General features: G+C 59.5%; 19 protein-coding genes. 4 read left to right on the top strand and 15 right to left on the bottom strand.

Features of this window, described 5'->3' with window-relative positions; all coding sequences use genetic code 11:
* Positions 1 to 129: 129 nt before the first annotated feature.
* The 4 genes from AC1Q6Y_RS22665 to minC all read right to left on the bottom strand — a co-directional run bounded on the left by AC1Q6Y_RS22665 (position 130) and on the right by minC (position 2,867).
* Positions 130 to 765, bottom strand: a complete 636-nt coding sequence (locus AC1Q6Y_RS22665) for an RluA family pseudouridine synthase (protein ID WP_046037585.1) — start codon at positions 763 to 765, stop codon at positions 130 to 132.
* Between the two features lie 91 nt (positions 766 to 856).
* On the bottom strand, positions 857 to 1,111 hold the full coding sequence (gene minE, locus AC1Q6Y_RS22660) for a cell division topological specificity factor MinE (RefSeq protein ID WP_007974947.1): 255 nt from the start codon (positions 1,109 to 1,111) through the stop codon (positions 857 to 859).
* A 3-nt stretch (positions 1,112 to 1,114) separates the two neighbouring features.
* The gene (gene minD, locus AC1Q6Y_RS22655) at positions 1,115 to 1,927 is read right to left on the bottom strand and encodes a septum site-determining protein MinD (RefSeq protein WP_057715767.1); all 813 of its coding nucleotides are present in this window, start codon (positions 1,925 to 1,927) and stop codon (positions 1,115 to 1,117) included.
* Between the two features lie 202 nt (positions 1,928 to 2,129).
* On the bottom strand, positions 2,130 to 2,867 hold the full coding sequence (gene minC / locus AC1Q6Y_RS22650; protein ID WP_090457784.1) for a septum site-determining protein MinC: 738 nt from the start codon (positions 2,865 to 2,867) through the stop codon (positions 2,130 to 2,132).
* A gap of 118 nt (positions 2,868 to 2,985) precedes the next feature.
* On the opposite strand from minC, the gene AC1Q6Y_RS22645 reads away from it, so the two are divergent.
* Together AC1Q6Y_RS22645 and AC1Q6Y_RS22640 are read left to right on the top strand one after the other, a co-directional pair.
* Complete coding sequence (locus AC1Q6Y_RS22645) at positions 2,986 to 3,918, top strand: lipid A biosynthesis lauroyl acyltransferase (protein ID WP_492625190.1); 933 nt, start codon at positions 2,986 to 2,988, stop codon at positions 3,916 to 3,918.
* A 132-nt stretch (positions 3,919 to 4,050) separates the two neighbouring features.
* Entirely contained in the window at positions 4,051 to 5,223 is a 1,173-nt protein-coding gene (locus AC1Q6Y_RS22640) for a patatin-like phospholipase family protein (RefSeq protein ID WP_492625189.1), read from the top strand.
* A gap of 115 nt (positions 5,224 to 5,338) precedes the next feature.
* Here AC1Q6Y_RS22640 and AC1Q6Y_RS22635 read toward each other — a convergent pair whose 3' ends face one another.
* The 8 genes from AC1Q6Y_RS22635 to puuE all read right to left on the bottom strand — a co-directional run bounded on the left by AC1Q6Y_RS22635 (position 5,339) and on the right by puuE (position 13,485).
* Positions 5,339 to 6,124: an outer membrane protein OmpK gene (locus AC1Q6Y_RS22635; protein WP_090453972.1), complete on the bottom strand. Its 786-nt coding sequence runs from the start codon at positions 6,122 to 6,124 to the stop codon at positions 5,339 to 5,341.
* Positions 6,125 to 6,501: 377 nt separating this feature from the next.
* Positions 6,502 to 7,287 (bottom strand): outer membrane protein OmpK, encoded by a 786-nt coding sequence (locus tag AC1Q6Y_RS22630; RefSeq protein WP_218496859.1) that lies wholly within the window; start codon positions 7,285 to 7,287, stop codon positions 6,502 to 6,504.
* Between the two features lie 167 nt (positions 7,288 to 7,454).
* Positions 7,455 to 8,813 (bottom strand): nucleobase:cation symporter-2 family protein, encoded by a 1,359-nt coding sequence (locus AC1Q6Y_RS22625; RefSeq protein ID WP_057715762.1) that lies wholly within the window; start codon positions 8,811 to 8,813, stop codon positions 7,455 to 7,457.
* A gap of 163 nt (positions 8,814 to 8,976) precedes the next feature.
* Positions 8,977 to 10,281, bottom strand: a complete 1,305-nt coding sequence (locus tag AC1Q6Y_RS22620) for a urate hydroxylase PuuD (RefSeq protein ID WP_340314462.1) — start codon at positions 10,279 to 10,281, stop codon at positions 8,977 to 8,979.
* Positions 10,282 to 10,331: 50 nt separating this feature from the next.
* The gene (locus AC1Q6Y_RS22615; protein WP_007993087.1) at positions 10,332 to 10,835 is read right to left on the bottom strand and encodes an ureidoglycolate lyase; all 504 of its coding nucleotides are present in this window, start codon (positions 10,833 to 10,835) and stop codon (positions 10,332 to 10,334) included.
* A 124-nt stretch (positions 10,836 to 10,959) separates the two neighbouring features.
* A complete protein-coding gene (alc, locus tag AC1Q6Y_RS22610; RefSeq protein ID WP_057715760.1) occupies positions 10,960 to 11,955 on the bottom strand; it encodes an allantoicase in 996 nt (331 codons plus the stop codon).
* A 91-nt stretch (positions 11,956 to 12,046) separates the two neighbouring features.
* Positions 12,047 to 12,562: a 2-oxo-4-hydroxy-4-carboxy-5-ureidoimidazoline decarboxylase gene (uraD, locus tag AC1Q6Y_RS22605; RefSeq protein WP_057715759.1), complete on the bottom strand. Its 516-nt coding sequence runs from the start codon at positions 12,560 to 12,562 to the stop codon at positions 12,047 to 12,049.
* Positions 12,559 to 13,485: an allantoinase PuuE gene (gene puuE, locus AC1Q6Y_RS22600; protein WP_057715758.1), complete on the bottom strand. Its 927-nt coding sequence runs from the start codon at positions 13,483 to 13,485 to the stop codon at positions 12,559 to 12,561. Before puuE ends, uraD begins: the two co-directional genes overlap by 4 nt.
* Before the next feature lie 434 nt (positions 13,486 to 13,919).
* Between puuE and uraH the strand changes: the two genes are divergently transcribed.
* Positions 13,920 to 14,273, top strand: a complete 354-nt coding sequence (uraH, locus tag AC1Q6Y_RS22595) for a hydroxyisourate hydrolase (RefSeq protein WP_003223171.1) — start codon at positions 13,920 to 13,922, stop codon at positions 14,271 to 14,273.
* 209 nt (positions 14,274 to 14,482) lie between these two features.
* Here uraH and AC1Q6Y_RS22590 read toward each other — a convergent pair whose 3' ends face one another.
* From AC1Q6Y_RS22590 to AC1Q6Y_RS22580, 3 genes are all read right to left on the bottom strand, one after another.
* Entirely contained in the window at positions 14,483 to 15,109 is a 627-nt protein-coding gene (locus AC1Q6Y_RS22590) for a LysE family translocator (RefSeq protein ID WP_150812347.1), read from the bottom strand.
* Between the two features lie 72 nt (positions 15,110 to 15,181).
* Positions 15,182 to 16,531, bottom strand: coding sequence for an NCS2 family permease (locus tag AC1Q6Y_RS22585; protein WP_090453980.1), 1,350 nt, complete (start codon positions 16,529 to 16,531; stop codon positions 15,182 to 15,184).
* Positions 16,532 to 16,820: 289 nt separating this feature from the next.
* Positions 16,821 to 17,264, bottom strand: a complete 444-nt coding sequence (locus tag AC1Q6Y_RS22580) for a MarR family winged helix-turn-helix transcriptional regulator (RefSeq protein ID WP_057715755.1) — start codon at positions 17,262 to 17,264, stop codon at positions 16,821 to 16,823.
* An 82-nt stretch (positions 17,265 to 17,346) separates the two neighbouring features.
* Between AC1Q6Y_RS22580 and AC1Q6Y_RS22575 the strand changes: the two genes are divergently transcribed.
* Positions 17,347 to 18,513, top strand: coding sequence for an aminotransferase-like domain-containing protein (locus AC1Q6Y_RS22575; protein ID WP_340314455.1), 1,167 nt, complete (start codon positions 17,347 to 17,349; stop codon positions 18,511 to 18,513).
* Positions 18,514 to 18,655 lie beyond the last annotated feature (142 nt).

Raw genomic sequence — 18,655 nt, 5'->3', positions numbered from 1 at the left:
GCGCCCCCCCCTGTAGGAGCGAGCTTGCTCGCGATGATCCCAAGAACGCCGCGGGGCGCCAGGCTTCCCGCGTTATCGTTGACGACCATCGCGAGCAAGCTCGCTCCTACAGGGGGGAGTGCGTTGCGTTCAGAACGGTGCCGGGCACTCGAAGCGCAGGCGTTCGCCACTTTGCGGATGGGTGAAGCTGAGCATGCTCGCGTGCAGACACAGGCGCGGCCAAGCCGCCAGCGCCTGCTCATGGGCATAGAGCCCGTCACCCAGCAGCGGATGACCAATCGAGAGCATGTGCACGCGCAACTGGTGGGAGCGGCCGGTGATCGGTGTCAGCTCAACGCGGCACCAATCGCCGCAACGCTCCAGCACTCGCCAGAAGGTCAGTGCGTGTTTGCCGAACTCATGGTCGACCACGTGGCGTGGCTTGGTCGGCGGGTCGTAGCGCAAGGGCAGGTCGATGCTGCCGCTGTCCAGTTCCGGCTGACCCCAGCACAGGGCGGTGTAGGCCTTTTCGGTTTCGCGGTCGTGAAATTGCCGGGACAGTTCGCGATGGGTGTCCGGGTCGCGGGCCAGCAGGATGATGCCGGAAGTCTCCCAGTCCAGGCGATGGACAATTCGCGCTTCCGGGTAGCCGTTTTCCTGCAGGCGGGTAATCAGGCAGTCCTTGTTGTCGTCGGCCCGGCCAGGGACAGAGAGCAACAGGGTCGGTTTGTTCACCACCAGTACGGCGGCATCCTGATGGATGATGTGGATGTTGGACAGCGGCATTAAAACAGCCTCGTAACAAACGCCAACGGCGGCTCAGGTCCCTTGCAGTCGCGCAAGGGGCCTGAGCCGCCGTGGCTCCAGCCGGATCGACTCAGCGATCTGGCAGGGTGATATTGAGTTCCAGAATCGAGCAGCTGCCCTGGCTTTCCAGTGCGACATGCACGTCATCGGACCCGATATTGACGTACTTGCGGATCACCTCCACCAGTTCCTTCTGCAAGGCTGGCAGGTAGTCCGGGGTACTGCGTTGGCCGCGTTCGTGCGCCACGATGATCTGTAGACGCTCTTTCGCTACCGACGCGGTGCTTTGCTTTTTGTTGGCACGAAAGAAGTCAAAAAGGTTCATTGCTTAGTTGCCTCCAAACAGGCGCTCGAAGAATCCCTTCTTCTGTACATCAAGGAATCGATGATCCACGACCTTGCCCAGCAGGCGGTCAACGGTATCGCTGTAGGCCTGGCCGGCATCGCTCTGGTCGTCGAGAATCACCGGAACACCCTGGTTGGATGCCTTGAGCACCGCCTGGGATTCAGGGATCACGCCGAGCAGGGTCACCGAAAGGATGTCCTTGACGTCTTCTACGCCGAGCATTTCGCCTTTGCTCACACGTTCCGGGTGATAACGGGTAATCAGCAGGTGTTCCTTGATCGGGTCTTCGCCGCGTTCGGCACGACGGGACTTGCTGGCCAGCAGGCCGAGCATGCGGTCGGAGTCACGTACCGAGGAGACTTCCGGGTTGGTCACGACGATCGCTTCATCGGCGAAGTACATGGCCAGGTGGGCGCCTTTCTCGATGCCTGCCGGGGAGTCGCAGACCACGAACTCAAAGTCTTCCTTGAGCTGCATCAGGACTTTTTCCACGCCTTCGACGGTCAGCGCGTCTTTGTCGCGGGTCTGGCTGGCGGCCAGCACGTAGAGGTTTTCCAGGCGCTTGTCTTTGATCAGAGCCTGTTGCAGGTTGGCTTCGCCGTTGACCACGTTGACGAAGTCATACACCACGCGGCGCTCGCAACCCATGATCAAGTCGAGGTTGCGCAAGCCCACGTCGAAGTCGACGATCACTGTTTTGTGGCCGCGCAGAGCGAGGCCGGTACCGATAGCGGCGCTGGTGGTGGTCTTACCCACACCACCCTTGCCGGATGTAACCACGAGAATCTTGGCCAAGGTGTTTCACCCCTAAGGAAAAAGGACTTTTCAGTCCCTGAAAAACATCTCCTGAAAAACTACTGCAGTCGGACAGCCTTGGCTGGAATCCGGTTTTGAGCGGCGTTTACCCCCGGTAAACACTGCTTTCGGCCTTTTTCCTACTTCGTTTGAGCCGTTTTCGCTACGTTTTAGAGATGCTTGGAAAATGCGGCAGTATCCGTTAAAGCCGAATGATGTTCAACACGTCGCCGGACAGGCTGACCTGCACACCCGAACCCCATAGCGGGTCGCGGCGCAGATCTTCGGAAACCTTGTAATGCCCGGCGATGGAAATCAGTTCAGCACTCATTTGCTGACAGAAAATCCGCGCCTTGGTGTCGCCCTTGACGCCGGCCAACACGCGACCACGCATCGGGCCGTATACATGGATGTTGCCATCGGCGAGAAGTTCCGCCCCCGGGCTTACCGAGGAGATCACCACCAGATCGCTGCCCTGGGCATAAATCTGCTGGCCACCGCGTACCGGCGAGGTGATGATTTTCGTCGGCTTGATGGTCGGCTCGGGCGGTTTTTCCGGTTTTTTCTTCGGTTCGCCTTCGGTCAGGTCCAGTGGACGCTCCCGGGCACCGGACGGTGGCAGCACCGGCAGGTCGACCGCGATGGCGGCGGCAATGTCTTCGATGCGACTGGCGCGGATCGCCAGGGTACGCAGGCCATGCTGGCGGCAAACGCGCATCAGCCCTGGCAGATCGACCGCGCCTCCGTTGGCCGGGAGTTTGTCCAGGGCCAGTACCAGTGGCGCGTTGCTAAAGAAGTTGGGCGCCTGGGCGACCTTGGCGGCCAGTTGCCGATCAAGGCTTTCGAGGTCGTTACGGGCCAGTTCCAGCACCGTAATGGCCAGCATGCTGCCCTTCAACTGGAACACGGGATCTTGGTCTAGCGGTTCGGTTTGGCTCATGGTCGGCATACAACGACTTGTCACTAAAAGTGCCGAGACTTATAACGAGAACGCCCGCGGGCCGCAAGCCGGGTCGAACGATGTAGAATGCGCGGCCATTGTCATTCCGGAAGCATTAATGGACCGCCCGCGTTTTCGAAAAGCATTTCTATCTCCACGTTTCTGGCCGCTGTGGTGTGGCCTGGGGCTGTTGTGGCTGATCGTCCAGCTGCCGTACCCGGCACTGCTGTGGATCGGTCGCGTACTGGGCGCATTGATGTATCGGGTAGCCGGCGACAGACGGCGCATTGCCAAGCGCAATCTGGAACTGTGTTTTCCTGAAAAAACCGCCGCCGAACGCAAACGCCTGCTCAAGGAAAACTTCGCCTCCACCGGCATCGCGTTCTTTGAGATGGCGATGAGCTGGTGGTGGTCGCGCAAGCGCCTGGCAAATCTTGCTCATATCGAAGGGCTGGAGCATTTGCAGCAGGCTCAGCGTGAGGGCAAGGGCGTGATCCTGATGGCCCTGCACTTCACGACGCTGGAAATCGGCGCAGCGTTGCTCGGTCAACAGCACACCATCGACGGCATGTACCGCGAGCACAAGAATCCGCTGTTCGACTACATCCAGCGCCAGGGCCGCGAGCGGCACAACCTCGATTCGTTGGCGGTGGAACGCGAAGACGTGCGCGGCATGCTCAAACTGCTGCGCGCGGGCCGGGCGATCTGGTACGCACCGGATCAGGACTACGGCGCCAAGCAAAGCATTTTCGTGCCGCTGTTCGGCATTCAGGCCGCGACCGTCACCGCCACGAGCAAGTTTGCGCGGCTGGGCAAGGCGCTGGTGGTGCCGTTCACCCAGGAACGTCTGGCGGACGGCAGCGGATATCGCCTGGTGATCCATGCGCCGCTCGAAGGCTTCCCCGGCGAAACCGAGGAGGCCGACTGCCTGCGCATCAACCAATGGATTGAAAGCGTTCTGCGCGAGCATCCCGAGCAATACCTGTGGGCCCATCGCCGCTTCAAGAGCCGTCCACCGGGCGAGCCCAAGCTGTACGCCAAGCGCGTGTAGGAGCGAGCACGCTCGCGATGGTGGCCAACGATAACGCGGGACACCTGACCCCCGCGGCGTTTTCACAACCATCGCGAGCAAGGGAACAGGTTGAAACAACGAAATCCCATCAAGCACCATGGAGAGTTGTGCATGAGTCCAGGCGAACCGGTTACAGGGTTGATTCTTTCCGGTGGCGGGGCTCGGGCGGCCTATCAGGTCGGGGTGCTGGCGGCGATTGCCGAATTGCTGCCGCCGGGGGCCCGCAATCCGTTCCCGGTGATCGTCGGCACCTCGGCGGGCGCGATCAACGCCGTCAGCCTCGCCAGCGGGGCGATGGACTTTCGTAACGCCATCGAGCGCCTGACGGCATTCTGGCAGGGCTTTCGCAGTCATCTGGTGTTGCGCAGCGACTGGCCCGGGGTGATCCGCCAGGCCAGCCGCTTTGTCAGCCACAGTTTGCTCGGCATCGGTGCCCAGGTTCCGGTGGCGCTGCTCAACAGTTCTCCGTTGCGGGATTTGCTCAACGACAAGCTGCATATGGGTGGCATCGCCGAAGCGATCGCACATAAGCAATTGCATGCGGTGGCGGTTACCGCGTTCGGCTATGAGTCCGGCCAGGCCGTCACCTTCTATGAGGGCGGCGGCAAGATCGATGCCTGGTTGCGCCATCGGCGTATCGGTGTTCCCACCCGTTTATCCGTTGAACACCTGCTCGCCAGTTCGGCCATTCCGCTGCTGTTCGCCCCGGTGAAAATCGGCGAAGAGTATTTCGGGGATGGCGCGGTGCGTCAGTCGGCGCCGATCAGTCCGGCGTTGCATCTGGGTGCCAGTCGGGTGCTGGTGGTGGGCGTCAGTGGCAACCCCCGCGGGATTGACCCGCGACAACCCTTGTTGCGTAGCTACACCGGTCAGCAGCCGTCCCTGGCGCAGATCGGCGGGCACATGCTCAACAGTACGTTCATTGACAGCCTGGAAAGCGACATCGAGCTGTTGCAGCGCCTGAACCAGTTCAGTCACCTGATGCCCGACGGTACACCCACCCGCGCTTTGGGCGTGGCGCCGGTGGACGTGTTGGTTATTTCACCGAGCCAGCCGATCGATGAGATTGCCGCGCGTCATCGCCAGGAATTGCCGGCGGCATTGCGCCTGTTTCTGCGCGGGCCGGGGGCGACCAAGACCAGTGGGGCGGGGGTTTTGAGCTACCTGCTGTTCGAGGCGGGGTATTGCAGCGAGTTGATTGAACTGGGGCGGCGGGATGCGTTGGCCAAGCGCGGGGAGTTGTGCCGGTTTCTTGGAATTGGGGAGTCTTTGGTTTCGGCTTGAGATGTAGGAGCGAGCCCGCTCGCGATGGACGAAAGGACACCGCGGGGTATCAGGACCCCAGCGTTATCGTTCACGACGATAGCGAGCGGGCTCGCTCCTACAGGAGGTTTTCAGATCAGAAGTGAACCTTGACCAGGAAGCTGGTCACGCTCTGATCGGTCTTGAAGCCCTGGCTGTCTTCGATACCGTATTTGTTTTTCCAGTAGTCATACTCGACACCGACGTACAGCTGCTTGGCACCCAGATTCAACGCCTTGCCCAGGTCGTATTTGACTTGCGGGTTGAAGTGCAGGTTGGCGTGGTACTCGCCTTTGCTGTTGACGTCGTTGTCTACCACCCAGTCCATGAAGCCGTCGATCAGGACGTCCGAGCCACCCACCGGAATGGTGTAGGACCAGACCGGAGTGATCTGCCAGACATCGTCACCCGGACGGCCACCCTCGGTGTGACGATTATAGAAGTTCAACTGGAAGTAATCGAAACCAGGAATGGCCAGGTCGAAACCAGGACCGACCAGGTACGACTCGGTGTCGTCTTCGCCGAACTCATACGTCATGGCCAGCAGCACGTCCTTGATCGGGCCGAACTCCAGCTTCTGGTCAAAGATCTTGCCGAACGACAGGCGTGGCTGGAATTCGCCGTAGTGAGTGTTTTCACCCGCGAAATGGTCTTCCTTGCCGTTGTAGAAGATTTTGTCGATGAAGAAGAAGTTGTCGCCGTACTTCCAGGCATCGGCGTGTTCGAAGGTCACCGTCTGCTGGATGCGCGGGTTGACCTGGAAGTCCTTGCCATACAGATAGGTCAGGCTGTTGTTTTGCCACTGCAGCAAATCGCCGGCCATGGCCTGGCCCCCGGCCAGCATCGATCCCGCCAGCATCAGGCTAGTGCACGTACGTTTCATTCGGTTGCTCCCAAAAAGTAGGTGGTTCCACGTTATTTTTTTAAGGTCGGCGCTCTGGTGTGGCGCCTTTTTCTGTAGCGGTAAAAAATAATCCATTCGGTCAGCTTTAATGCTGTTAGCAAGAGCTGAGCCAAGGCTTTCAAAAAGCAAAAAAACTCCCGTTCGACGGCTCAAGAGCGGTCGATTGAGAGGGGTTTTGGAGTGCCTTGGTGCCTGCCAGAGCCGGGATAAGTTGGCTTTCTGGTCAGGTTTTACATCCGGGCTTTTTTTTAAACCGGATTCGGGCGGCCGCGGAGAATACTGACTCCTCGGCCAGGTCTCAAGTGCTCCGCAACGGCGCACCGACGGCAGGTTTTGGGCACGGTTGCGGAGCAGCATCAGAAGTGCACCTTTACCAGCAGGCTGGCGGTGTTTTCATTGGTGTTGAAACGGGAGCTGTCCTGGACGCCGTATTTGTCTTTCCAGTAGCTGTATTCGGTGCCGACATACACCTGTTTCTCGCGCCAGCCCAGGGCTTTGCCCAGGTCGTATTTGATCTGCGGGTTGAAGTGCAGGTTGGCGTGATAGGTGCCGCGGGAGTTCTGGTCGTTATCCACGACCCAGTCGATGTAGCCGTCGATCAACAGGTTCGAGTTGCCCAGTGGCAGGGTGTAGGACCAGGCCGGGCTGATTTGCCAGACATCATCGCCAGGGCGCGAGCCTTCGGTCTGGCGGTAATAGAAGTTCAGGGTAAAAAAGTTGAAACCCGGTACCGCCAGGTCGAAACCGGGACCGATCAGGTAGGCCTCGGTGTCGTCTTCGCCGTTCTCGTAGGTCATGGCCAGCAGCACGTCCTTGATCGGGCCGAATTCGAAACGGCGGTCGAGGATCTTGCCGAAGGAGAGGCGTGGGCTGAACTCGCCGTAATAGGCATGAACGCCTTTGTTTCGGTCTTTCTCGCCGTTGTAGTAGGTGCTGTCGATGAACATGAAGTTGTCGCCGTACTTCCAGCGGTCGGCGTGTTCGAAGGTTATCGTCTGCTGGATCGCCGGGTTGATCGCGAAGTTCTTGCCATACAGATAGCTCAGGCTGTTGGTCTGCCACAGCAGCAGATCGCCGGCCATGGCCTGACTCGCGGCCAGCAGGCCAGCACCCAACAGCAGGTTGGTTTGTGTCCGAATCATCTGTTGCTCCCTCTTGTTTTTATTTTAAGGCGCAGGAAACCCTTACCCTGTAGGAGCGAGCCTGCTCGCGATGGTCGTCAACGATTACGCGTGTTATCTGGATAAACGCGGTGTTCTCGGGTTCATCGCGAGCAGGCTCGCTCCTACAGGGGGCGTGTGTTTCCGGGTTAATGCGTGTGAGCGTGGCAGTCGTTGATGGCCGCGCGTTCGGCGCCACCAAGGATGTTGAACAGCAGGTTCAGCGTCAGCGCGCTGAGGGTGGCCATGGCGATGCCGCTGTGGGTGATCGGGCTCATCCACACGGGCAGGTGGGCGAAAAACTCCGGGCGTACAACCGGGATCAGACCCATGCCGATGCTCACCGCCACCAGCAACTGGTTGCGACGGTCACCGATGTCGGCCTCCTGGAGAATCTTGATTCCGGTGGCGGCGACCATGCCGAACATCGCAATCGCTGCGCCGCCCAGTACTGCCGGAGGAATCGACGCCACCAAAAACGCGGCTTTGGGCAGCAGGCTCAGGACGATCAGCAGCCCGCCGGCAACGATGGTCACCGAACGGCAACGCACGCCGGTCATCTGTACCAGGCCGATATTCTGGGCGAAGGAGGAGTGGGTGAAGGTGTTGAAGAAGCCGGCGAAGAACGAAGCGCCGGCATCGCACAACAAGCCTCGACGCAGCATCCGTGGACAGACTTCCTGGCCGGTGATCTTGCCCAGCGCCAGGAACATCCCGGTGGACTCGACGAAGATGATCACTACCACCAGACACATCGACAGGATCGGCGCGAGTTCGAATTTGGGCATGCCGAAGTGCAGCGGAGTGACGAATTGCAGCCATGGAGCCTGAGCCATGCCACTGAGGTCGACCATGCCGAGCAGGCCGCAGAGCACATAGCCCAGGCACATGCCGATCAGCACGGAAATATTGACCCAGAAACCGCGCATGAAGCGATGCACCAGCAAGATGGTGCCCAGTACCAGTGCGGCGATGGTCAGGTAAATCGGTGAACCGAATTGAGTGGCGCTGGCACCGCCGCCGGCCCAGTTCACAGCCACGGGGAACAGCGACAAACCGATCGAGGTGATGACTGTGCCGGTCACCAGCGGCGGGAAGAAGCGTACGACTTTGGACATGAACGGGGCGATGATCATGCCGAAGAACCCGGCGGCGATGGTCGCGCCGAAGATCCCTTGCAGGCCGATACCGGGCATGCCGGCCATGGCGACCATGCTGCCGACGGCGGCGAAACTGGCGCCCATCATCACCGGCATGCGAATGCCCATGGGGCCGATGCCGAGGGACTGGACGATGGTGGCGATACCCGCCACCAACAGGTCGGCGTTGATCAGGAAGGCGATTTCTTCACGACTCAGGCCAGCGGCCTGTCCGATGATCAGCGGTACCGCGATGGCACCACCGTACATCAGCAGAACATGTTGCAAACCGACCAGGATCAGTTGCAAGAGGGGCAAACGCTGAATGGCGGGTGCGTCGGGGATGCGCGCTTCGGATAGCTCGGACATGCAACACCTCGGATCTTTTTATTCTTGTGATTTACAGCTGCAGTGCTGCTGGCAGCTGTATTCGAATCTGGTGGACCGCGTTGCGGCCAATCGCAGGCAAGCCAGCTCCCACACAGGCCATGCAAAACCTGTGGGAGCGAGCTTGCCCGCGATGCTTTAGCGATTAATTGGTCTGGGCTCCCTGCACAATCCAGGCACCGATCAGGTCACGTTCCTGCTGAGTCATCTGCGTGATGTTGCCCAGTGGCATGATCTGGCTGGTGACGGCTTGCGCCTGAATCCGCGGTGCGTTCTGGCGGATTTGCTCGGGAGTGTCCAGCATCACCCCGGCCGGGGCCGCGCTGAACAACGGGCTGGTTGGTTTGGCCGAGTGGCAAACCGTGCAACGTTCCTGAATCACGCTGTGCACCTTGTCGAAACCCGGGCCGGCATTGGATGCCTGAGCCGGAGCGGCAGCAGGTGCTTCTGCGGGTTTGGCTTCAGCAGGTTTCAAACCACCGCCCACTGCGGTTTCCGGCAGCGGCTGGTATTCGATTTTCGCTGGAGCGTTGGCCACTTCTGGGGCGCTGGACATCGGCTTCGGACCGGACACATAAGCCAGGCAGATCATGCCCACCGCTGCCACTGGCAGGGTCCAGGCAAACTTGTGGCTGTCGTGACGGGTGTTGAAGTAGTGACGCACCAACACCGCCAGTACCGCGATCCCGGCCAGGATCAACCAGTTGTACTGGCTGCCGTAGGTGCTCGGGAAGTGGTTGCTGATCATGATGAACAGCACCGGCAAGGTGAAGTAGTTATTGTGACGCGAACGCAACAGGCCTTTGGCCGGCAGCGCCGGATCCGGCGTGCGGTTCTCGGCAATCGCCGCAACCAGTGCGCGCTGTGCCGGCATGATGATGCGGAACACGTTGCCGACCATGATGGTGCCGATGATCGCGCCGACGTGCAGGTACGCACCCCGACCGCTGAACACTTTGCTGAAGCCGTAGGCAGCGCCAATGATCAGCACGAACAGGATGAAACCCAACAGGGCAGGGCGTTTGCCCAGGGCCGAGTCGCACAGGAAGGAGTAGATGAACCAACCGATGAACAGCGAGCCGAGGCCGATGGCCACGCCTTCAGGACCGCTCAGGGTGCTGCCCGGAGCCAGCAGGTAGAGCGTCGGGTTGGAGTAGAACACCACGCACAGCAGCGCGATACCCGACATCCAGGTGAAGTAGGCTTCCCATTTGAACCAGTGCAGGTTGTCCGGCATGGTCGGTGGAGCCAGTTTGTATTTTTCCAGGTGATAGATACCGCCGCCGTGGATCGCCCACAAATCACCGGCCAGACCGCTTTTCGGATTGACCCGATTGAGGTTGTTTTCCAGCCAGACGAAGTAGAACGACGCACCGATCCAGGCCACGCCAGTAATCATGTGAACCCAGCGCACGCTCAGGTTCAGCCATTCCAACAGATGTGCTTCCACAGTCTTTACCTCTCGCCCGTCACTCTGTTGTCGAGTGATCGGACCTTCTCTTATTGGTGGGGGGCGAGGATCAAACGCTCATCCTCTTTGAAAAAATGCTCATCGCAGTTATTGCCTGTGCCACTGCGATCAACCACCAGGAAGTCATCCCGCTTTTCGATCGTCAGCACCGGGTGGTGCCAGACGCCGCGATGGTAATTAATGCCCTGCCTGCCGTTGGTGACGAAGGCGCGGACCAAGCCTGATACAGGTTCATCGCCAAGTGGCGCGACCACGATCAGAAAGGGGTTGCCGAGCAGCGGAATGAAAGCCTGGCTGCCCAGCGGATGGCGCTCCAGCATGCTGACGGTCAGCGGCATGTCCTGCGCATCGGCGCGGAAGATGCTGATGATCGCGTTGTCCTCTGGCTTAGCGGTTTCGACCACAGCCAGTTTATGGAAGCGCATGGTCGAACCGTTGTTGATCATGAAGTGATCGCTGCCGTCGGTTTCGATCACGTCACCGAAAGGGGCGAAGGCTTCTTTGGTCAGCGGTTCAATCGTCAGTGTGCGCATGCTGTTCTTATCCGAATTCTGTGTTGTTAGTTCTATCGCCATCGCGAGCAAGCTCGCTCCCACAGTGGACTGTGGCGTTCACAAAACCTGTGGGAGCGAGCTTGCTCGCGATTGGTCCCACCGCTTATTTAGCGACCTTGCCCAAAACGCGCAGGCGGCTCACACCACCATCCGGGAACACGTTCAGCCGGATGTGGGTGATCGGGCCCAGTGCCTTGATCTGCTCGGCGAAGGTGTGCTCGGCGTGCATTTCCAGCTTCTGGCTTGGCAGCAGTTCGCGCCAGAACAGCGACTGGGTTTCGATCTGGCTGTCGGTACCGCCCTTCACGAACGCGCCCTGGATCGAGCAGCTGTCCGGGTAGTTGCCCTTGAAGTGCAGGGTGTCGACGATGACTTTCTCGACTTCGCCGGCATGACCCAGCGCGACGATGACCCAGTCATTGCCCGGGGTACGACGACGCGCGGTTTCCCAGCCATCGCCCATGTTGATGCCACGGCCCGGGTTGAGGATGTTGCTCATGCGACCGAAGTGTTCATCGGAGCAGGCGAGGGCGCGACCACCGTTAAGGGCCGCAGCCAGGTCGACTTGCTCGTTGTCACCGGTAGCCGACCAGTCACGGAACGGCACGCCGTACACGCGCAGACGGGCCACGCCGCCATCCGGGTAGATGTTGAAGCGCAGGTGGCTGAAGGCCTGGTCGTTGTTGATTTCGTGGTAGTGGTGGCTGTTGCCTTGCAGCTCGACGGCCGACAGCACTTCAACCCACTGGGTGTTTTCGTTCGGCTCGCCTTCGGTCAGGAAGCAGGCTTCCAGGGAGGCCGATGGCGGGAAGTTGCCGGTGAAGAATGAAGTGTCGATGTCGACGCCCTTGATCGAACCCGGTACGCCCAGGCGGATCACTGCGCTGTCGAAGCCTTCGAAGCGCTTGCGGCGCGATTCCCAGCCGTCCATCCACTTGCCGTTGTCATCGAACACGCCCTCCTTCCATACGGCCGGGGTCGGTTGGAACAGACGGTTGGCGTCTGCGAACCAGTCATCGGTGACCGAGATGATTTTGGTGCCCAGGCGGGCATCGGCCAGGTTGACGAACTTCTCGAAAGGTACGGCGTAAGCTTTCATTCTTCTTGTCTGCCTTTAAATAAGTGGCTTGGGATACTTGCCAGGCCCCCGGGCGGTTTCGGCGTTCTTGAATCCGCTGGGGCCAGGCTTGCTATAGGGTCAGTAATCGGAACAGGGCGATCTTGTTGATCTCCGCCAGCGCGCACTTGAACTCGGTGTCGACCGGGTTGTGGATGCGCGTTTCGAACGCTGCGAGGATCTGATGCCGGTTGCTGCCTTTTACCGCCATGATGAAGGGAAACTTGAACTTGGCTTTGTAGGCGTCGTTCAGCTCGGTGAAGCGAGAAAACTCTTCGGCCGTGCATTGGTGAATACCGGCGCCAGCCTGTTCATTAGTGCTGGCTTCGGTAAGTTGGCCCTGGACGGCGGCTTTGCCGGCCAGGTCCGGGTGAGCGTTGATCAATGCCAGCTGACTGGTGTGATCGGCGCTCAACAGGATGTCGCTCATGCGCTGGTGCAAGGTTTCGATCTCATCGATCGAGGCATCCTGGCCCAGGTCGTAGGCCTTCTCGGCCACCCATGGCGAATGTTCGTAGATGTCGGCGAAAGCGGCGACGAAGGCGTCGCGGCTCAGGGCCGAAGGTTTGACGGTTTGAAAGGTGCTCATTTGGCAGCCCCTGTGTACGGGTGGGTTTCTTGCCAGTGACGCGCGATGTCGACGCGACGGCTGAACCACACCTGTTCATGACTTTTAGCGTATTCGATAAAGCGCTTGAGTGAAGCCAGACGCGCCGGACGGCCGATCAGGCGGCAGTGCAGGCCGATCGACAGCATCTTCGGAGCCTCGGCGCCTTCGGCGTAGAGCACGTCGAACGCATCTTTCAGGTATTCGAAGAAGTCGTCGCCCTTGTTGAAACCCTGGACCTGGGTGAAGCGCATGTCGTTGGTGTCCAGGGTGTACGGGATCACCAGGTGCGGCTTGCCGGTCGGGTTGTTCGGTTCCCAGTAGGGCAGGTCGTCGTCGTAGGTGTCGCAGTCGTAGAGGAAACCACCTTCTTCCATCACCAGGCGACGGGTGTTCGGACCCGTGCGGCCGGTGTACCAGCCCAGCGGGCGAGTGCCTGTGATTTCGGTAAGGATGCGGATCGCTTCGAGCATGTGCTCGCGTTCCTGGGCTTCGTCCATGTACTGGTAGTCGATCCAGCGATAGCCATGGCTGCAGATCTCGTGGCCGGCATCGACCATGGCGCGGATCACGTCCGGGTGACGCTGGGCGGCCATGGCCACGGCGAAGATGGTCAGTGGAATGTCGAATTCCTTGAACAGCTTCAGGATCCGCCACACGCCGGCACGGCTGCCATACTCGTAGAGGGATTCCATGCTCATGTTGCGCGCGCCTTGCAGCGGCTGGGCTGAAACCATTTCCGAGAGGAACGCTTCGGATTCTTTGTCGCCGTGCAGGATGTTGCGCTCGCCGCCTTCTTCGTAATTGAGTACGAACGACAGGGCAATACGGGCATTGCCCGGCCAGTGGGGGTGAGGAGGGTTACTGCCGTAACCGACCAGGTCGCGTGGGTAGTCAGCGCTCACTGCAGGCTTCCTTCTTATTCGATGATGACGGTTGGTGTGACGCAGCTGAAAATGGGATGGCGGGCTTGCGTCACAGCGATGGGCTGATTGTATACAACTTTATATTCACTTTGTAAGCCTGATTTTTCGCATTTTTCACCGACTGTCATCTTTTACTGCTATTGGCGTGAGCCTGCAAGAAATCTGCCTGACTGGTCAATTATTGATTGAAGGGTTCATAGATGGTGCGGTTTAGCGGGAAATCGGCGGTAAATATGCAGATGGCGGACGTCATACGAAAAATGTCGTTTTTATTGTGTACAATTTTTTTGAAAAGTGTCTTAATCAGTCGCTCGCCGCAGCTTTTCGTGCTCCGAATCGGTGCGGTCTCCTTTTCAACTGACTTCGGGAGGCGCGAAGTCTGACTGCTCCACGCAGGCAGGCGCGCAGAATCAATGGGACGTTTGACTACACACGTTTTGGACGCAGCACACGGTTGCCCGGGCAGCTCGATCAAGGTCGAGTTGTACCGTGTTGAAGGATCGCACCTGGAATTGGTCGCCAGCGCGATAACCAACAGCGATGGCCGTGTCGATGCACCGCTGCTGCAAGGCGATGACTACCGCACCGGGGTCTATCAGGTTCAGTTTCATGCCGGCGATTACTACCGCGCCCGTGGCGTTCAGCTGCCGGAGCCTGCATTCCTGGATGTCGTGGTGCTGCGTTTCGGCATCTCCGCCGAGCAGGATCACTACCATGTGCCGTTGTTGATTTCGCCTTACAGCTACTCCACCTACCGCGGCAGCTGATCCCCCAGGCAGCTGCTGCAACCTGGAAGCGACTGCGCATATAGCTTCTTTGGTCTTTCGCCCGCTCACACTGCGGGCTTTTTTTCGTCTTCTGTAGGAGCAGCCGGTCGACGCTCGATTGCTCGCGATGGAGGCCCAGACAACGCGGGCATTCAGATGGCCCGCGTCATCGTTAACGTCCATCGCGAGCAAGCTCGCTCCTACAGTTGTTAGCGGCTCAGTAGAGACGCAGCCCCCGCACCACTGAACAACCCCGCACTGATCCTGTTGAACCAGCTCTGGCCCTTGCCGCTGCGCAGATACCGTGCCGCACCATGGGCGCCGAGGCCGTAGGCCAATTTGCACAGCAGGTCGAGCACGGTCCAGGTCACGATCATCACCAGCAGTTGTGGCAGGAACGGCTGTTCGGCACTCAAGAACTGAGGCAGGAAAGCGGCGAAGAACAGGATGTCTTTCGGGTTGCTTGCGCCCAGCATGAACGCACGCCCGAACAGTGCGCGAAAGCGTGGCACCGGCGCGGCCTGTGGCACTTCAGCGCCATGGGAAGGCAGGCGCGATTGCTGCCAGCTCTGCCAGGCGAGGTAGAACAGGTAGAGGGCGCCAAGAATCTTCAGGGCACTGAACAGCTGTTCCGACGCCAGCAACAACGCCCCCAGACCCAGCGCCGAAGCACTCAGCAGGCAGATCGATGCCGACACGCCGCCGAGAAAGGCCGGGTAAGAGCGGCGCAGGCCGTAATTCAGACTGTTGCTGATCATCAGCAATGACAGCGGCCCCGGGATCAAGATCACTATCAGCGCAGCGCCGCTGAACAGCAGCCAGGTTTCCAGACTCATCACTTTCCTCCATTTGCACAAAAGCCCCACCCGACGGGGTGAGGCTGTTTTCAAGCGTGTACCGCGTGTGGTTTACAAGAAGATGAACTTGGCGATGAAGATCGCGCAGAGCACCCACAGGCTCACCGAAATTTCCTTGTACTTGCCGGTACCGGCCTTCATCGCCACGTAGGTGATGAAGCCCAGTGCGATGCCGTCGGCGACCGAGAAGGTCAGTGGCATCATGATTGCGGTAACGATCGCCGGAATGCTGTCGGTGGCTTCGTCCCATTCGATGTGGGCCATGCCGCCCATCATCAGCATCGCTACATAAATCAGCGCACCGGCGGTTGCATAGGCAGGGATCATGCCGGCCAGCGGTGCGAAGAACATGGCTGCAATAAATAGCACACCTACGGTCACTGCGGTAAGACCAGTCCGACCACCCGCTGCAACACCGGCAGCACTTTCCACGTAGCTGGTGACCGGTGGAACGCCGACTACCGCACCGAATACGCTGGAAGCACTGTCGGCTTTCATGGCGCGGGAGAGGTTTTCGATCCTGCCATCAGCGCCCACCAGGTTGGCACGCTGGGCAACGCCCATCAGGGTGCCTGCGGTGTCGAACATGTGCACGAAGAGGAAGGCCAGGACCACGCTGACCATGCTGATGTTGAATACACCTACAACGTTCATGGCCATCCAGGTCGGAGCCAGGCTCGGTGGGGCGGACATGATGCCCTCGTAGTGCACCAGCCCAAGGCCCCAACCGGCGAGGGTCACGGTGATGATGCTGATGAGGATCGCGCCGAACACCTTGTGATAGCTGAGGATGGCGATCATCAGGAAGCACACGGCGGCGAGCAGCGGACCGGGTTCGCGCAGGGAGCCGAGCTTGATCAGGGTCGCCGGGCTATCGACGACGATACCTGCGGTTTTCAGGCCGATCAGCCCCAGGAACAGACCCACACCGGCGCCCATGGCGAAGCGCAGGCTGACCGGAATGCTGTTGAGCAGCCATTCGCGGATCCGCGAGAAGGTCAGGATCATGAACAACACACCGGACACAAACACCGCGCCGAGGGCGGTTTCCCAGTTGTAGCCCATGGTACCGACCACGGTGTAGGTGAAGAAGGCGTTCAGCCCCATGCCTGGTGCCAGGCCGACCGGCCAGTTGGCGTACAGGCCCATCAACAGGCAACCGAGTGCCGCGGCGATACAGGTGGCGACGAACGCCGCACCGTGATCGATCCCGGCGTCGGCCATGATGTTGGGGTTGACGAAAATGATGTAAGCCATGGTGATGAAGGTTGTCAGACCGGCAATCAGCTCGGTCTTCACCGTGGTGCCGTGCAAGCTGAGTTTGAACAGACGTTCCAGCAAGCCATTGCGTAATGGCGGCGAGATTTCCAGCGTCGATGCTTCGGATTTGCGGCTTTCCACAGCGAGTACTCCTCAAGAGTTTTATTGTTATTTCCAGGGCCGGATCCGAGAGGGGTGGCAGCGGCCCTTTGAGGTACTTGCGAATTTGTTGACCTCTTGGTCAGGAACTCGCACGAAGTGGATTATGCTTTTGTATACAAAGAATGCAAATAATGTTTTTGATTTTGTAGACGAAAAGTTTGGCAATAGGGATATATCGCCTGTTCCGATGCCATCGCGGGCAAGCTCGCTCCCACAGTTGATCGCATACCCCTGTAGGAGCGAGCCTGCTCGCGAAGGACTTTCGGGCTCAGGTTTTTTGTTGATTCTCCCCAAGCGCCAGATTCACCGCCAGCCAGCCATTCACCGCCGTCTCCCCGGCCTCGGCAAACACCCGCTCCAGCAATTTCACCTGCTCACGGCGCAACGACTGTTCGAAACGAGCGCCGTCATCGGTCAGTTCCAGCAGCCGCTTACGCTTGTCCGACTCGGACGCGACGCTGTCCACCAGATGCATCTCGACCAACTGACGCAACGGCATGTTCAGCGCCTGCTTGCTCACACCGAGTAAAGCCAACAGTTCCTTGACACTCAGGTTCGGATAGCGGGCAATGAAAAACACGATGCGCTGATGCACCCGACTCAGGCCGCGACGTTCGAGCATTTCATCGGCCTTGGCGGTGAAGGCCTGGTAGCCGAAGAAAAACGCTTCCATGGCTTGCTGCTGGGAAAGCGGGTTTTTAAGGTCAAGCATATTGACGTATCCGTTCGTGGAGGCGTAATTTCGGTCAACAAGTTTGACTCATTTTTCACATGCCTCGCTACCGGTGATCCCCATGGCTTTTTCCGAACGTGTCTCACGCCTTAAAAGTTCCTTGATCCGTGAAATCCTCGCTGCGGCCCAACGTCCGCAGGTGATGTCGTTTGCCGGCGGCTTGCCGGCCGAAACCATGTTGCCGAAGGTCGAGTGGGCCGAGATGCCGGTTTCCATGGGCCAATACGGCATGAGCGAGGGCGAACCGGCGCTGCGCGAAGCGCTGGCCGCCGAGGCGCGAGCGTTGGGAGTGCCATGTGAGGCAAGCCAGGTACTGGTGGTCAGCGGCTCACAGCAGACCCTCGACCTGGCCGCCAAGCTGTATATCGACAAGGGCACCGAAATCCTGCTCGAAGCGCCGACTTATCTGGCGGCATTGCAGATTTTCCAGCTGTTCGGCGCCGAATGCCTGACCGTGCCGCTGGAGGCTGACGGACCGAACTTGACGGCGCTACGCGCTCGCCTGGAACAACACCGCCCGGCTTTCATCTACCTGATCCCGACCTTCCAGAATCCATCGGCAGTGCGTTACAGCGAAGCCAAACGCAACGCGGTGGCGGCATTGCTCGATGAGTTTGGCGTGACGCTGATTGAGGACGAGCCTTATCGCGAGCTGACCTTCGACGGTGGCAGCGCCACGCCGATTGTCAGTCGCTTGAAGAAGGCCAGCTGGATCTATACCGGGACCGTGTCGAAAACCCTGTTGCCGGGTTTGCGTGTCGGCTACTTGATCGCCAGCCCGGACCTGTTTCCACATCTGTTGAAACTCAAGCAATCGGCGGATTTGCACACCAATCGGGTCGGCCAGTGGCAGGCGCTGCAATGGATCGGCACCGAGAAATATCAGCAACACCGTAGTGAGTTGCGCGATTTTTATCGGGGGCGTCGGGATGCGTTTCAGGCTGCGCTGGAAACGCACTTCTCCGATCTGGCGGACTGGAACGTGCCGCAGGGCGGGCTGTTCTTCTGGTTGAAACTCAAGCAGCCGCAAGACACCCGCACCTTGCTGAATGCCGCGCTGGCCAACGACGTGGCGTTCATGCCGGGGGAGCCGTTCTTCCCCGAGCCGGACAACCATCCGGGGTATCTGCGATTGAACTTCAGCCACATTGATCCGGCGCGGCTGGATGAGGGGCTCAAGCGGTTGGCGGCGGTGGTGCGTGCTGCCCAGGCCGCAAAAGCAGCCTAGATACAAATAAACCGGCCAATGGGCCGGTTTATTTTTGTCTGAAATTTATGGTGCCTGTACCGGCCTCATCGCGAGCAAGCTCGCTCCCACAGGTTTTGTGTACACCACAAGTCCACTGTGGGAGCGAGCTTGCTCGCGATGG

The sequence above is a fragment of the Pseudomonas sp. GW823-FHT06E10 genome (assembly GCF_058794995.1).
This window is presented reverse-complemented; position numbering and strand designations above follow the sequence as displayed.

Coding starts and splice junctions, on each gene's coding strand:
- AC1Q6Y_RS22665 (WP_046037585.1), bottom strand. CDS start 765: ATGCCGCTGTCCAACATCCACATCATCCATCAGGATGCCGCCGTACTG.
- minE (WP_007974947.1), bottom strand. CDS start 1,111: ATGAACCTTTTTGACTTCTTTCGTGCCAACAAAAAGCAAAGCACCGCG.
- minC (WP_090457784.1), bottom strand. CDS start 2,867: ATGAGCCAAACCGAACCGCTAGACCAAGATCCCGTGTTCCAGTTGAAG.
- AC1Q6Y_RS22645 (WP_492625190.1), top strand. CDS start 2,986: ATGGACCGCCCGCGTTTTCGAAAAGCATTTCTATCTCCACGTTTCTGG.
- AC1Q6Y_RS22640 (WP_492625189.1), top strand. CDS start 4,051: ATGAGTCCAGGCGAACCGGTTACAGGGTTGATTCTTTCCGGTGGCGGG.
- AC1Q6Y_RS22635 (WP_090453972.1), bottom strand. CDS start 6,124: ATGAAACGTACGTGCACTAGCCTGATGCTGGCGGGATCGATGCTGGCC.
- AC1Q6Y_RS22630 (WP_218496859.1), bottom strand. CDS start 7,287: ATGATTCGGACACAAACCAACCTGCTGTTGGGTGCTGGCCTGCTGGCC.
- AC1Q6Y_RS22625 (WP_057715762.1), bottom strand. CDS start 8,813: ATGTCCGAGCTATCCGAAGCGCGCATCCCCGACGCACCCGCCATTCAG.
- AC1Q6Y_RS22615 (WP_007993087.1), bottom strand. CDS start 10,835: ATGCGCACACTGACGATTGAACCGCTGACCAAAGAAGCCTTCGCCCCT.
- alc (WP_057715760.1), bottom strand. CDS start 11,955: ATGAAAGCTTACGCCGTACCTTTCGAGAAGTTCGTCAACCTGGCCGAT.
- uraD (WP_057715759.1), bottom strand. CDS start 12,562: ATGAGCACCTTTCAAACCGTCAAACCTTCGGCCCTGAGCCGCGACGCC.
- uraH (WP_003223171.1), top strand. CDS start 13,920: ATGGGACGTTTGACTACACACGTTTTGGACGCAGCACACGGTTGCCCG.
- AC1Q6Y_RS22590 (WP_150812347.1), bottom strand. CDS start 15,109: ATGAGTCTGGAAACCTGGCTGCTGTTCAGCGGCGCTGCGCTGATAGTG.
- AC1Q6Y_RS22580 (WP_057715755.1), bottom strand. CDS start 17,264: ATGCTTGACCTTAAAAACCCGCTTTCCCAGCAGCAAGCCATGGAAGCG.
- AC1Q6Y_RS22575 (WP_340314455.1), top strand. CDS start 17,347: ATGGCTTTTTCCGAACGTGTCTCACGCCTTAAAAGTTCCTTGATCCGT.